We start from the raw sequence: 14,533 nt of genomic DNA, 5'->3' as shown, positions 1-14,533 counted from the left end.
ATGGATTAGCTCGCCTTAAGCACGCACGGATCGCCCGTGGCAGGAATTCCAGATCGCGCATTTGATAAAAAGACTCGCGATATCCAACGATCAGCACATTCATCATCGCCATTGCCTCCACTACATGACGCAACCCGATAACTGAACCTGTCGCTGCCTGCATGGGCGTTTCGCTGCGGTGTGCCGAAGGCGCGCTGGAGCCCGAAAACAATGAAACGCATGCTCTTCAATGCGACACAGGCGGAAGAACTCCGTGTCGCCATTGTCGATGGTCAGAAACTGATCGATCTCGACATTGAATCCGCCGCCAAGGAACAACGCAAAAGCAACATCTACAAAGGCGTCATCACCCGCATCGAACCCTCGCTCGAAGCCTGCTTCGTCGATTACGGTGCCGACCGCCACGGCTTCCTGCCGTTCAAGGAAGTTTCCCGCGCCTATTTCCAGCCGGGTGTCGAGGCCAACAAGGCCAAGATCAACGAGGCCCTCAAGGAAGGCCAGGAACTGATCGTCCAGGTCGACAAGGACGAACGCGGCAACAAGGGCGCCGCGCTGACCACCTACGTCTCGCTGGCCGGCCGCTACCTCGTGCTGATGCCGAACAACCCGCGCGGCGGCGGCGTTTCCCGCCGCGTCGACGGCGACGAACGCGCCGAACTGCGCGAGATCATGGACCAGCTCGAAGTGCCGCAAGGCATGAGCCTGATCGCCCGCACCGCCGCCATCGGCCGTCAGGCCGAAGAGCTGCAGTGGGACCTGAACTACCTGCTGCAACTGTGGAGCGCCATCGAAGGCGCTGCCCAGCAGCAATCCGGTGCCTTCCTGATCTATCTCGAAGGCTCGCTGGTCATCCGCGCCATCCGCGACTACTTCCAGCCGGACATCGGTGAAATCCTCATCGATACCGACGAAGTCCACGAACAGGCACGCGCCTTCATGGGCACCGTGATGCCGGGCAACGTCAATCGCGTCAAGCGCTACAGCGACGACGTACCGCTGTTCTCGCGCTTCCAGATCGAGCACCAGATCGAGACCGCCTTCGCCCGCCAGGTCAACCTGCCTTCTGGCGGCGCCATCGTCATCGACCACACCGAAGCCCTGGTTGCCGTCGACGTCAACTCCGGTCGCGCCACCAAGGGTGCCGACATCGAGGAAACAGCGCTCAAGACCAACCTCGAAGCCGCCGACGAGCTGGCCCGCCAGTTGCGTCTGCGCGACCTCGGCGGCCTGATCGTCATCGACTTCATCGACATGGAGAACAGCAAGGCCCAGCGCGAGGTCGAAAACCGCCTGCGCGACGCCCTGCGTTTCGACCGCGCCCGCGTCCAGATGGGCAAGATCAGCCGTTTCGGCCTGATGGAACTATCGCGCCAGCGCCTGCGTCCGGCGCTCGCCGAAACCAGCTACATCCCTTGCCCGCGCTGCACCGGCACCGGCCACATCCGGTCGACCGAATCGGCCGCGCTGCACATCCTGCGCATCCTTGAAGAGGAAGCAATGAAGGAAAACACCGGTGCCGTGCATGTCCAGGTCCCGGTCGATGTCGCCACTTTCCTGCTCAACGAGAAGCGCACCGACATCCAGGCGATCGAGCTGCGCCACAAGGTCACCATCCTGCTGATCCCGAACATCCATCTGGAAACGCCGGCCCATACCATTACCCGTCTGCGCCACGACGACCTGAACAACGACGACCTGCGTGAGCCGTCCTACAAGATGGTCGACCTGCCGCCTGACGAAGCGGAAAAGACCGGCGCCCAGGCCGACACCGCCAAGCCGCGCCAGGAAGCAGCAATCAAGGGAATTTCGCCGGAACAGCCGGCTCCCGTGATTGCCGAGAAGGCCGAAACGCCGGCAGCAGTTACCGTCACGGCCACTCCCGCAACAGGCGGCCTGTTCGGCTGGATCAAATCGCTTTTCGTCGGTACGCCAACACCGGCGGCCCCCGTCGCCCCGAGCGAGCCCCAGCGCAAACCCCGCGAAGGTCGTGGCAACGCCGATAGCCGGCGCGAGCGCAACGATGGCCGGCGGGGCAACAACCGCAACAATCGTCGCGATGAAGGCGATCGCGCCAACCGCCCGGAACGCGCCGAACGCCCCGCCCGCGAAGAAAACGCAAACACTGCCAACGCCGCTAGCGAACCGCGCCAGGAACGTCGCCCGCGCAAGGAAAAGCGCGAGCGTCCGCAAAACGAAGCAAAGCCCGTCATTGAACAACCGGCCCCCGCTGAAGTCGTAGAGAACAGCGCCAACCCGGCACTCGCCACCGTTTCGCCCGGGGACGACCAGCAAGCCGGCAACCGTCGGCGCGGCCGGCGCGGTGGCCGCGGCCGTGGTGAGCGGCGCATCGACCAGGAAAATCAGGAAAGCGGCCTGAACCCGGCAGGCGAAGTTGCGGCTTCCGCTGTGACCGCAATCTCCGAAGACAACGCAACGCCGGTCGAAGTGATCATTCCGGCAGCCGTCGTCGCAACGGAAGCGGCTGAAGCTATCGTCGAAGCCGTCGTGGCGCCACAGACGCCTGCCGAAGCAACAGTCCCGGCGACGCCGGAGCCTGTCGTTGAAACAGCTACCGAGGCCGTCGTTGTAGAACCGGCGACCGTGGTGGTCGAAACCGAACCCGTCGTTGCAGCCGTCGAAACCCTCACCGTCCCGCAAACCGTAGTCGAAGTCGAGGCCGAACCCGTTGCAGCACCTGCACCGGTAGCAGCAGCGGCCCCCGTCGATCTCGATGCCGCGCTTTCGGAAAGCGGCCTGGTGATGGTCCAGACCACCTCGGCGATCACGGTGGCGCCTGTCGAAGCACCGGTTAAACTGGGCCGTCCGCGCAAGCCGAAGGCGGTCGAAAGCAGTCAAACCGAGCCCCTGATCATAGTCGAAACCCAGAAGCAGGACTAAGAACAGGCTGGCTTGGATGAAAAGGGCGTCCTCGGACGCCCTTTTCCGTTTGCGTCGTTTCAGCGCAAGCGGCTTAGCAACTCGTCGACGATACCCTGTGCGCCATCTTCAACCATGTCGAGCACCAGATCGAAACCGTAGCCGAGACCGTAGTACGGGTCCGGCACCTCGTCATCTTCGAAATTCTTCGCGTAATCCATGAACAAGCGGATTTTGCCCTGCTGTTCCAGGCTGGCCATCCGTTGCAGGTTGTCCAGGTTGGTTCGATCCATGGCCAGGATCAGGTCGAAATAATCGAGATCCTGGCGCGCCACCTTGCGCGCCCGCAATTGCGACAGGTCGTAACCGCGCGCCCTTGCCGCCCGCTGCGTCCTGGCGTCAGGAGCTTCACCGACGTGGTAGCCGTGGGTGCCTGCCGAATCGACCTCGACCTTGTCGCCCAGACGATGATTCCGGATGTAATGCCGCAACACCGCCTCGGCGGTCGGCGAACGGCAGATGTTGCCCATGCAGACGAGCAGCACGCGAAAGTTCATTGCTTGTTTTCTCCACCAGGGTCGTGCTGCGCGGCGCCGAAAACCCGCTCCCTGAGCCGGAAAAGTTCGTCGCGCGCAGCCGCCGCTTTTTCGAATTCCAGGTTCTTCGCGCACTCGAGCATCTGCTTTTCGAGCCGCTTGATTTCCCTGGCGACGGTTTTTTCATCCATGGCTTCGTAAACCGCAAGCTGCTGCGCCGCCTTCAGCTCGGTCTGCGCCGATTCGGCATCGTATACCCCGTCGATGATGTCCTTGATCTTCTTCGACACCCCACGCGGCACGATGCCGTGCTGCTCATTGAATGCGATCTGCTTTTCCCGCCGCCGCTCCGTCTCGGCGATGGCTTTTTGCATGGATTGCGTAATCCTATCAGCGTAAAGGATCGCTGTGCCATGAATATGACGCGCGGCACGCCCTATCGTCTGGATCAGCGAGCGTTCCGAGCGCAGGAAACCTTCCTTGTCGGCATCGAGAATCGCCACCAGCGACACCTCGGGAATGTCCAGCCCTTCGCGCAGCAGGTTGATGCCGACCAGCACGTCGAATTCGCCGAGGCGCAGATCGCGGATGATTTCAACGCGCTCGACGGTATCGATGTCGGAGTGCAGGTAACGCACCTTGATCCCATTGTCGGCCAGGAAATCGGTCAGGTCCTCGGCCATGCGCTTGGTCAGCGTCGTCACCAGCACCCGCTCAGCAACGGCAATCCGCTTATTGATTTCGCCAAGAAGATCATCGACCTGCGTCGTCGCCGGACGTACCAGCACCTCGGGGTCGATCAGACCGGTCGGCCGCACCACCTGCTCGACCACCTGGCCGGCATGCTGCTGCTCGTAGTCGGCCGGGGTCGCAGAGACGAAAATCGTCTGCCGCATCTGCGCCTCGAACTCGTTGAATTGCAGCGGCCGGTTGTCGAGTGCTGAAGGCAGGCGGAAGCCGTAATCGACCAGGTTTTCCTTACGCGAGCGGTCGCCCTTGTACATGCCGCCGACCTGGCCGATGGTGACGTGCGATTCGTCGATGAACATGATCGCGTCGCGTTCGAGGTAGTCAATCAGCGTCGGCGGCGCTTCCCCGGCCTGGCGCCCGGAAAAATGCCGCGAGTAGTTTTCGATGCCCTTGCAGAAGCCGATCTGGTCGAGCATCTCGATGTCGAAGCGGGTGCGCTGCTCGATCCGCTGCGCCTCGACCAGCTTCTGGTGCTGATTGAAGAATTCGATGCGCTCGCGCAGTTCCGCCTTGATCGCCTGGATCGCCCGCACCACCGTCGCCCGCGGTGTCACGTAGTGCGACGCCGGAAAGACGGTGAAGCGCAAGGCCTTGTGGAAAAGCTGGCCGGTCAGCGGGTCGAAGAACTGCAGGTTCTCGATCTCGTCGTCGAACAGCGAGACGCGGATCGCGTGCTCGGCGTGTTCGGCGGGGAAGATGTCGATGACGTCGCCACGCACGCGGAAGGTGCCGCGGTGGAAGTCCATCTCGTTGCGCTCGTACTGCATGTCGGTGAGGCGCTTGACGATGTCGCGCTGGTCCATGCGGTCGCCGACGCGCATGGTCAGGATCATGTTGTGATACTCGTCGCGGTCGCCGATGCCGTAGATGCATGACACGGTGGCGACGATCACCACGTCGCGCCGCTCGATCAGACTCTTCGTCGCACTCAAGCGCATCTGCTCGATGTGATCGTTGATCGAACTGTCCTTCTCGATGAACAGGTCGCGCGACGGTACGTAGGCTTCCGGCTGGTAGTAGTCGTAGTAGGAGACGAAGTACTCGACGGCGTTCTCCGGAAAGAACTCCTTGAACTCCGAGTACAACTGCGCCGCCAGCGTCTTGTTTGGTGCCAGGACCAGCGCCGGGCGACCGGTGCGGGCGATGACGTTGGCCATCGTGTAGGTCTTGCCCGAACCGGTGACGCCGAGCAGGGTCTGGAAGGACAGGCCATCCTCGATCCCCTCGACCAGCAGGCGGATCGCCTCGGGCTGGTCGCCGGCCGGCGGAAACGGCTGGTGCAAACGATACGGACTGCCGTCGAAACAGACGACGGGCGTGCTGCTGTTGGATTCGCTCATGATAAAATTCTGCGCTTGTCGTCGCGATGCAGGCATCGCGCGTTATTGTTGTTTCATCCTTCTATTATTCCACGGAGTCGCTGATGTCCTCTTCGATCTTCGCTGCGGTGGAAATGGCCCCGCGCGACCCGATCCTCGGTCTTAACGAAGCTTTCAACGCCGATGCGCGTGACACCAAGGTCAACCTTGGCGTCGGTGTGTACTTCGACGACAACGGCAAGATCCCCCTGCTGACCGCCGTCAAGGCCGCCGAAGAGGTCCGTCTGAAGGCAGCTCCGCCGCGCGGCTACCAGCCGATCGAAGGCCCGGCCGCCTACAACACCGCCGTCCAGAATCTGCTCTTCGGCAAGGATTCCGACCTGCTCGCCGCCGGTCGCGTGATCACCGCCCAGGCCATCGGCGGTACCGGCGCGCTGAAGATCGGCGCCGACTACCTGAAGCGCCTGAACCCGGACGCCAAGGTTTACATCAGCAACCCGTCCTGGGAAAACCACCGCGCCCTGTTCGAGGCCGCCGGTTTCGTCGTCGAGGACTACGCCTACTACGACGCCGCCACCCGTGGCGTGAACTTCGCCGGCATGAAGGCCGACCTGAACAAGATGGCCCCGGGCTCGGTCGTCCTGCTGCACGCCTGCTGCCACAACCCGACCGGCGCCGACATGAGCGACGCCCAGTGGGCCGAAGTCGTCAGCATCTGCCAGGAACGCGGCCTGGTGCCCTTCCTCGACATGGCCTACCAGGGCTTTGCCGACGGCATCGACGCCGACGCCGTGGCGATCCGCGCCTTCTCTGCCTCCGGTCTGCAGTTCTTCGCCTCCAGCTCGTTCTCCAAGAACTTCTCGCTGTACGGCGAACGCGTCGGCGCCCTGTCGGTCGTCACCGCCAGCAAGGAAGAGTCGGCCCGCGTCATGTCGCAGGTCAAGCGCGTCATCCGCACCAACTACTCCAACCCGCCGACCCATGGCGGCGCGCTGGTTGCCGCGGTGCTCGCCTCCGGCGAACTGCGCGCCCAGTGGGAAGTGGAGCTGGCCGGCATGCGCGACCGCATCCGCGCCATGCGCAGCGGCCTGGTCGACGCGATCAAGGCGACCGGCTGCGCCCAGGATTTCTCCTTCGTTGCCCAACAACGCGGCATGTTCTCCTACACCGGCCTGAGCGCCGCCCAGGTCGAGCGCATGAAGGAAGAATTCGGCATCTATGCCGTGTCGACCGGCCGCATCTGCCTGGCTGCACTGAACAGCAAGAACATCGACTACGTCGCCAAGGCCATCGCCGCCGTCACGCGCTAAGCAAAGAAAATGGCGGGTAGTTGCCCACCATTTTCCCCGACTAGCCCCCTTCGCCGAAGGGGGCTTTTGTTTTGTGCTGAACTACCTTCCAGCGCTCAGCGTCAACTCCGGCAACCGGCCGGAAACCGCCAGCGGCACCCTGACCGTGGCCGCTGAAGTCTGTGCGCTCATCACCAGACGTCCGTCGACATTGCCGTCACGTTCCGCCGCCACCTGCCCGGTGGCGGAAATCGCCCCGGCCTCCAGGCGAATGTCTCGAAACAGGATATTCTTCGGGTCGATCAACAGGTTGGCCACCAAAGTATCAAAACGGGTCGTTCCAGAACGAACCGTCGCGCCAGCACCGCGCCGCCCAGCCTCACCGATGTCTACGCCATGAAGCGTGCCGCGCTGCGCCCGGAGTTTCAATTGGGCGGTCGCCGATTGCCAGAGCGAGAGCCAGGAATCCGAGCGACCGCTGAGCCCCAGCTCGCCGGAAAGCTCTCCATCCAGACGTACAATCCGCAACAGACTTGAGGAAAGCATTGCCAGATCGACTCGCTCAAATCGCCCGCTTCCGTTCATGGCCAGGCCGTTACTCCATGTCAGTTCCCACTGGCCGCGCAACAGACCACCCAGGAAATTCGCGTCGATGTCGCTCACCGAAAGGCGGTCCGCGCTCAACAAGCCCTTGGCCTGCATGGCGGAGAACTCACCCTTGAGCCCAGGTAAAGGCCAGGCGCGTCCCTCGATGGCCAAGGCCAAGCCAGTCGCTGCCGGTGTTAACTTGAGCAACAGGCTACGTTCCGGATTTTCCAGCGCCCCGTTGGCAAAACTGCCTTGCGAAAAATAGAGGTGACCATTCAGCGGCGAGAACAGCAGGCCAGTTCCCGCCTTCACGCTCAGGTTCTCGAACATCACCTGACGCAAACCCGGCAATCCGGTCTGTTGCAGTAGCGGCGATGCGAGCAGAGGGGCGAGCGGTAATTCGGCACCACTTGCGCTCATGCGCTCGATCTGTTGTGCATCGCCGAACAGGAATTGCCAGGGCTGATCGATCGCCACGCTGGCGATCCGGCCATCTCCAATATCCAGATCGCTGAGGAGTAGTTGCGGCTTGGGCAACAATTGCAGGGAAACCTTGCCGATGCTGACCGGCTGCTTGATCAACTCGGTGGCAACCTTGGCGATGTCCTCCCGATGGCGGTCGTACGGATAAACCAGGACCAGCAGGATGGCGAAGAAGACAACACCCAGTGCGCCATACAACCAACGGGACAAAGGTACCGAGGAAGACACCGCCTTTTCCGGTTCGTGCGCCGGCGGCAGATCCGGTTTGGGTGCGCCGGCTGGCTGCGGTGCCGGCAGAACCGGCTTGCCGAAAGTCGAAAACTGGCTGGCACGACTCGGCATGTCCTTGGCCGACGGGCTTTTGCTGGTGCCAAACGTGGAAAACTGGGAGATGGCTGAAACCTGTTCGCGGCGCGGCGCTTCCACCGGTCTTTCCCAGGCGGCGGCAGCCCCTTCCAGAGGCACGATGTAGCCGCCACTCTCCAGTTCACGGATGGCGTTTTCGACCAGACGGGCATTGCCGATCTTGTCGGAAAGCTCGGCAACCGTCAGTTTGCCATCGACTTGCACCAATACCATCCGCAGATTGCGCTGGACAACGCGCGTACTTTGCCGGACGGCTTCATCGCCGATCGGGGTTTTTGCGTAGACCTGTCCGACATTCATGACCATGCTTTCAATCCAGAAACAACCTCGGCGACTTGACCCTTCATGCTTCGACTCCTATAATGCTCGCTTCACTTCCCCGATAGCTCAGTCGGTAGAGCGCCGGACTGTTAATCCGTAGGTCCCTGGTTCGAGCCCAGGTCGGGGAGCCAAGCTTCATCGAAAAGCCCAGCATCTTTGCTGGGCTTTTTGTTGGCCGGTCTTGCCCCGAACAACGGCCACGATAATAGCATAAGCCTAGGATATTGCCGGGGTTTTTCAGCTTCCGGCGCGCGCCATGGCGCTTGTCGACAGCGATTTTGGCACTGATAATCGCAGCATGGAACCCGATATCGCCACCACACTACATCCACCCGGCACTCTGGTCGATCGCTACGGACGACATGTGACCTACCTGCGCCTGTCGATCACCGATCGCTGCGATTTCCGCTGCACTTACTGCATGGCGGAAGAAATGACTTTCCTGCCGCGCAGCGAGGTGATGTCGCTGGAAGAAGCGCTGAAAGTTGCCAAGACCTTCGTCGGGCTCGGTGTCAGCAAATTGCGCCTGACGGGCGGCGAACCCCTGGTGCGAAAGAACGTGATGTGGCTGATCGAGCGACTCGGCGCGCTGCCGGGACTCGACAACCTGGTGATGACGACCAACGGTTCGCAACTGGAAACCCATGCCAGTGCGCTCAAGTCGGCCGGCGTCAAGCGCCTGAACATCAGCCTCGACAGCCTGAACCGGGAACGTTTCCGGAAAATCACCCGGATCGGCGATCTGGACAAGGTGCTGCGCGGCATCGCGGCTGCGACGGCGAGCGGATTTCGGCGCACCAAACTGAACACGGTGATGATGCGCGGCGTCAACGACGATGAATTCATCGATCTTGTCCGCTTCGCCGTCGATAACGGACTCGACATTTCATTCATAGAGGAAATGCCGCTCGGAGACATCCAGGGCCGCAGTCAGACCCATGTTTCGTCCGAGGAAACCCGCTCGCGCCTTGGCGAGCATTTCAGTATCGTTCCCAGCAGCGAAAACAGCGGCGGCCCGGCGCGTTACTGGCGCGTTGCCGACAGCGAGACACGGGTCGGCTTCATTTCGCCGCACAGCCACAATTTCTGCGATAGCTGCAATCGCGTGCGGGTCACTGCCGAGGGAGAGCTTTATCCTTGCCTGGGTCAGAACGATGCACTCAACCTGTTGCCGATGTTGCGCAGCACTCAGGACGATACGGCATTACGCCAGGCCATCATCGACAGCATGGGTATCAAACCCTTTGGCCATGAGTTTGCCGAGCAGATGCAAAACCCGAAGGTTGTCCGCTTCATGTCGATGACCGGCGGTTGAAGTTCTTTACGGGTAAATCTTGCAGAAGCCGATCCCGTTGACCGGATCGCTGACCTGGCCCAGGAAGGTGAAAAAGATCGACATGCCAAGGATGAAGGCGACCCACCGGGCCGCCTTCGGGTGACGTTCGACCAACTCCCGGCAGGGTTGGCAAAATGCCATACGCTTTCTCTTACAAGCCGCGCAACGCCCGCTTGCGCTCGATTTCGGTCAGATAGCGCTTGCGCAGGCGGATCGACTTCGGCGTGAGCTCGACCAGTTCGTCCTCGTCGATGAACTCGACGGCAGATTCCAGGCTGAGCTGCACCGGCGGCACCAGGCGGACGGCTTCGTCAGTGCCGGAAGCGCGGACGTTGGTCAGTTGCTTGCCCTTGATCGGGTTGACGACCAGATCGTTCTCACGGCTGTGGATGCCGATGATCATGCCTTCGTACAGCTTCTCACCCGGGCTGACGAACATGCGGCCGCGATCCTGCAGCTTCCACAGCGCGTAGGCGACGGCTTCGCCGTTGTCCTGCGAGATCAGCACGCCATTGCGACGCTCGGCGACGTTACCCTCCTTGACCGGCGCGTAGTCGTCGAAAACGTGGCTCATCAGGCCATTGCCGCGGGTCAGGTTCATGAATTCACCCTGGAAGCCGATCAGGCCGCGGGCCGGGATGCGGTACTCGATACGGACGCGACCGCGGCCATCCGGCACCATGTCGAGCATTTCGCCCTTGCGCAGGCCAAGACTTTCCATGACGCCACCCTGGGTGTCTTCCTCGACGTCGACGGTCAGTTGTTCGTACGGCTCGCACTCGACGCCGTCGATGATCTTCTTGACCACACGCGGACGACCGACGGCCAGCTCGTAGCCTTCGCGGCGCATGTTCTCGAGCAGGATGCCGAGGTGCAGTTCGCCGCGGCCGGCGACGTCGAAGACGTCGCCGTTCGGGGTGTCATGCACGCGCAGCGCCATGTTGGTCAGCAGTTCCTTGTGCAGGCGATCGCGGATCTGGCGGCTGGTGACGAACTTGCCTTCGGTGCCGGCGAGCGGGCTGGTATTGACCATGAACTGCATGGACAGCGTCGGCTCGTCGATCTTCAACAGCGGCAAGGCTTCCGGATTTTCCGGGTCGGTCACGGTGCAGCCCAGCACCAGGTCTTCGATGCCGGTGATCTGGACGATGTCGCCGGCTTGGCCCTCTTCCATCTCGACCTTGTTCAGGCCCTTGTAGCCGAAGACCTGGCCGATCTTGGCCTTGATCGGCTGACGATCATGTTCGGCGGCTTCTTCGTCGGTACCGAACATGACCATCACGTTCTGGCCGGTCTTGACGCGACCGCGAATGATCTTGCCGACGCCGATGCGGCCGACGTAGGAAGAGTAGTCGAGGGCGGAAATCTGCAGCTGCAGCGGCGCATCGACATCGGCGTCCGGCGCCGGCACGTGGCGCAGGATGGTGTCGAACAGCGGCTTCATGTTTTCGCGCGGATGGTCGAGTTCCATCGCCGACCAGCCGTTCAGGCCGGAGGCGTAAACGATCGGGAAGTCGAGCTGTTCATCGGTGGCACCGAGCTTGTCGAACAGGTCGAAGGTCAGGTTGACGGCGTTGTCCGGATCAGCGCCGTCGCGGTCGACCTTGTTGACCAGCACGATCGGGCGCAGGCCCTGGGCCAGTGCCTTCTTGGTCACGAAACGGGTCTGCGGCATCGGGCCTTCGGCGGCGTCGACCAGCAGCACCACGCCATCGACCATGCCGAGCACGCGCTCGACTTCACCGCCGAAGTCCGCGTGGCCCGGGGTGTCGACGATGTTGATGTGGATGCCTTCGTATTCGACGGCGGTGTTCTTCGACAGGATGGTGATGCCGCGTTCCTTTTCCAGGTCGTTCGAGTCCATCACGCACTCGACCAGTTGCTGGTGGGCGGCAAAAGTACCGGATTGGCGGAGGAGCTGGTCAACCAGCGTGGTCTTGCCATGGTCGACGTGAGCGATGATGGCGATGTTGCGGATGGGGCGTGCGGACATGGATATAGGAATAATCAGAAAAATCAAAGGCGTGATTCTACCACTCCATGCTGCGTCGCAGCATCTCCCGCTCTACTGTTGATAGAAGTTTTTGCCGAATTACTTGGTTTTGAAACTGGTCACGCCATCCCATTCACCATCGAGCGGCGGCACCTGCATCAAGTGCACAATGCGCTCCCGGTACAGGCAGTACAAGGGTTCATCCGGCTTTTGCCGCAGCAGACCTTGAAGAATCCGTTCGGCTTCCTGCCATTGCTGTAGCCGATAGGCCTCCAACGCCGCCTGCCAGGCGGCGAGTTCGGCACGCCGACCGTCGTCGAGTTCGCTGGTCTGACAGAGCGGTTCGTAGATAGAAACCGCGGTCGCCTTCCCCTTGACCCGCACCTTGTCGAGTTCCCGGAAAACGATTTCAGGACACATGGCGCGCGTCCGTTCGCCAACCGCGATACCGACCCCGTATTCCTTGGTGATGCCCTCGAGACGCGCACCGAGATTGACCGCGTCGCCCATCACCGTGTAGGACTGACGCACCGGCGACCCCATGTCGCCAACCGTCATCGTGCCGCTGTTGATGCCGATGCCGATCTTCAGCACCGGCCAGCCACGCGCCTGGAAAGGCCCGGCCAGCGCCTTGACCGCCTGCTGCATTTCCAGCGCCACGAGCACCGCGTGCCGGGCATGCTGCGGATCGGCGAGCGGCGCCCCCCAGAAGGCCATGATCGCGTCGCCGATGTACTTGTCGAGGGTTCCCCGATGGCGCCGGACCACCTCGGTCATCGCCCCGAGATATTCGTTCATCAGCGCCGCCAGCTCTTTCGGATCGAGTCCTTCCGAGATGTTGGTGAAATTGCGCACGTCGGAAAACAATACCGTCATTTCCGCGTTGCGCCCTACCATGCTGTAACCCTCGGGATTGCGCGCCATTTCGACGACCAGCTCCGGGGGCACATATTGACCGAAACGCTCGGTGAGCTGCCGCTTCGTCCGCGACTCCCAGAAATACCCCCAGGCGGCGTTGAAACCGTAGGTAAAAAGTATGACCAGCGCCACCGAAGCAAAAGGCATGACCACGCCGTTTTGCCAAAGGACGAGATTGGCGCCCAGCAGTGCGCCAAGCACCCCCAGAGTCAGCAGACTCCCTCGCAACGGGCTCAGGAAGGGCAGCAGGACGGCCAGACCGCCGCCCGCGACGATCAGCAACAGCGCCTCGGCGACCAGTGTATAGGCCGGTCTTTCCTTGATTTCTCCGTCAAGCACCCCGGCCAACAGGTTGGCATGGATTTCGACGCCGGGATAGCTGCCGCCGACCGGTGTTGCCCGCAGATCCTTGAGCCCGGGCGCGGTGGTGCCGACCAGGACGATCTTCCCGAAAAGAAGTTCGGGATCGGCCCGCCCGGCAATCACGTCCGCCGCCGGAACGTAGTGAAAACTCCCCTCCTGCCCGCGATACGGCACCAGCGCCGCGCCATCGGCATCAACCGGAATGCGCAGGATCTGCCGCTTCCCCAGGATATCGACCCATTCGACGGGAGCGCCGGCTGCCGGGGCGAAAAGCCTCACTTTTTCCGCCTCGAGCAGCATCAGGCTCATCGCCAGCGCCAGCGTCGGCTGGTAAGACCCGGCGTAAGCCCCCAACAGAGGAACGCGCCGGGTGATCCCATCACTATCCATCAACGGGTTGAAATGCCCGCCGCTCGCCGCGGCCTCCTGAAAGGCCGCGAGATTTCCACCAAATCCGGGCCACACGGGGAATTGCCCCGGCGACGGCTGGCCTTCAAAGAGCAACGGCGGCGGCAGTCGGCTACCGGGCGAGGCACCTGCCTGGTTTGAAAAATAGAAACCGAGAACGACCGGCCGGCCGCGCAAGGATTCGGCGAACCTCCGGTCATAGTCGAGCCCTGCCCGCTGCCCGGCAAGCACCCGCTGATACGCCACATTGTCGCGCAACGGGCCGTGCGCCATGGCATCGAGGACAGGCAGGCCGGAACTGTCGTCCGGCTCGGCAAAAACAATGTCGAAACCGATCACCGACGCCGCGTAATCATCGGCCAGACGGCGCACCAGTTCCGCCAGGACACTGCGCTTCCAGGGCCAGCGCCCGAGTTCCCCCAGGCTTTTTTCGTCGATATCGACGATGACGATACGTTCATCCTGGGTATCGGGCATGAAAGCCCGGACACGGACATCGTAAAAGTAATGATCGAACAGCGCGACCAAGGGAATGTGCCAGGACTGGACGACGTGCCCAAGAATCCAGAATGTGCAGAATATTCCGAATATCAGCCGGGGCAGCAGTCGTTTCATCGAAATATCACGCTTTCCAGAAAAAATGCCTTGGCAGGCGGTATTGCGCAAGCATCGCAGGGAATACACTAACACGAGCCGGTTCGCGATACACTGAACCCGAAATCAACAGCGCCCGAATCATCGATGACACGGCCCAGAAGGATATTGATTGTTTCAAGATAACAGCAAAATCATTGACATACAAAACAAATGAACCATCAGCAAAATGTTCTTGCAAATCATTGACGTAATGTGTAATTCAGGACGGAACGAAACACGATCATATATTCAATACGGTTGTTTTTTAAAATACCGAGGGAAAGGCCCTGATAACTCAGTGAAGCCCGGCAATGAAAAATAAAAATAAAGACACTTGCGAGGATATTGGA

Annotated in this window: 9 protein-coding genes and 1 tRNA gene; 4 read left to right on the top strand and 6 right to left on the bottom strand. The window is 61.5% G+C overall.

The annotated features are described in order from the left end of the window. Window positions 1–210: 210 nt before the first annotated feature. The gene (locus ACLIIZ_RS08510) at window positions 211–2,898 is read left to right on the top strand and encodes an Rne/Rng family ribonuclease (RefSeq protein WP_416691679.1); all 2,688 of its coding nucleotides are present in this window, start codon (window positions 211–213) and stop codon (window positions 2,896–2,898) included. A gap of 59 nt (window positions 2,899–2,957) precedes the next feature. Here ACLIIZ_RS08510 and ACLIIZ_RS08505 read toward each other — a convergent pair whose 3' ends face one another. Together ACLIIZ_RS08505 and uvrB are read right to left on the bottom strand one after the other, a co-directional pair. Next, window positions 2,958–3,434, bottom strand: a complete 477-nt coding sequence (locus ACLIIZ_RS08505; protein ID WP_416691678.1) for a low molecular weight protein-tyrosine-phosphatase — start codon at window positions 3,432–3,434, stop codon at window positions 2,958–2,960. After that, window positions 3,431–5,503 (bottom strand): excinuclease ABC subunit UvrB, encoded by a 2,073-nt coding sequence (gene uvrB, locus ACLIIZ_RS08500; protein ID WP_416691677.1) that lies wholly within the window; start codon window positions 5,501–5,503, stop codon window positions 3,431–3,433. Before uvrB ends, ACLIIZ_RS08505 begins: the two co-directional genes overlap by 4 nt. 83 nt (window positions 5,504–5,586) lie before the next feature. Between uvrB and ACLIIZ_RS08495 the strand changes: the two genes are divergently transcribed. Beyond that, entirely contained in the window at window positions 5,587–6,792 is a 1,206-nt protein-coding gene (locus tag ACLIIZ_RS08495) for an amino acid aminotransferase (protein WP_416691676.1), read from the top strand. A gap of 81 nt (window positions 6,793–6,873) precedes the next feature. Here ACLIIZ_RS08495 and ACLIIZ_RS08490 read toward each other — a convergent pair whose 3' ends face one another. After that, the gene (locus ACLIIZ_RS08490) at window positions 6,874–8,514 is read right to left on the bottom strand and encodes an AsmA-like C-terminal region-containing protein (protein ID WP_416691675.1); all 1,641 of its coding nucleotides are present in this window, start codon (window positions 8,512–8,514) and stop codon (window positions 6,874–6,876) included. Window positions 8,515–8,584: 70 nt separating this feature from the next. On the opposite strand from ACLIIZ_RS08490, the gene ACLIIZ_RS08485 reads away from it, so the two are divergent. After that, window positions 8,585–8,660, top strand: a tRNA-Asn gene (locus ACLIIZ_RS08485). A gap of 167 nt (window positions 8,661–8,827) precedes the next feature. Then, entirely contained in the window at window positions 8,828–9,844 is a 1,017-nt protein-coding gene (moaA, locus tag ACLIIZ_RS08480) for a GTP 3',8-cyclase MoaA (protein WP_416691674.1), read from the top strand. A 6-nt stretch (window positions 9,845–9,850) separates the two neighbouring features. Here the strand turns inward: moaA and ACLIIZ_RS08475 are convergent, their stop codons facing one another. The 3 genes from ACLIIZ_RS08475 to ACLIIZ_RS08465 all read right to left on the bottom strand — a co-directional run bounded on the left by ACLIIZ_RS08475 (window position 9,851) and on the right by ACLIIZ_RS08465 (window position 14,162). Then, window positions 9,851–10,006 (bottom strand): hypothetical protein, encoded by a 156-nt coding sequence (locus ACLIIZ_RS08475; RefSeq protein WP_416691673.1) that lies wholly within the window; start codon window positions 10,004–10,006, stop codon window positions 9,851–9,853. A gap of 10 nt (window positions 10,007–10,016) precedes the next feature. After that, complete coding sequence (gene typA / locus ACLIIZ_RS08470) at window positions 10,017–11,858, bottom strand: translational GTPase TypA (protein ID WP_416691672.1); 1,842 nt, start codon at window positions 11,856–11,858, stop codon at window positions 10,017–10,019. Between the two features lie 99 nt (window positions 11,859–11,957). Then, on the bottom strand, window positions 11,958–14,162 hold the full coding sequence (locus ACLIIZ_RS08465) for a CHASE2 domain-containing protein (protein ID WP_416691671.1): 2,205 nt from the start codon (window positions 14,160–14,162) through the stop codon (window positions 11,958–11,960). Window positions 14,163–14,533 lie beyond the last annotated feature (371 nt).

The sequence above is a fragment of the Azonexus caeni genome (assembly GCF_048146105.1).
Classification (GTDB): Bacteria; Pseudomonadota; Gammaproteobacteria; order Burkholderiales; family Rhodocyclaceae; genus Azonexus; species Azonexus aromaticus_B.
Note: the sequence above shows the minus strand (reverse complement) of the source record. Positions and strands in the feature narration are given on the sequence as shown.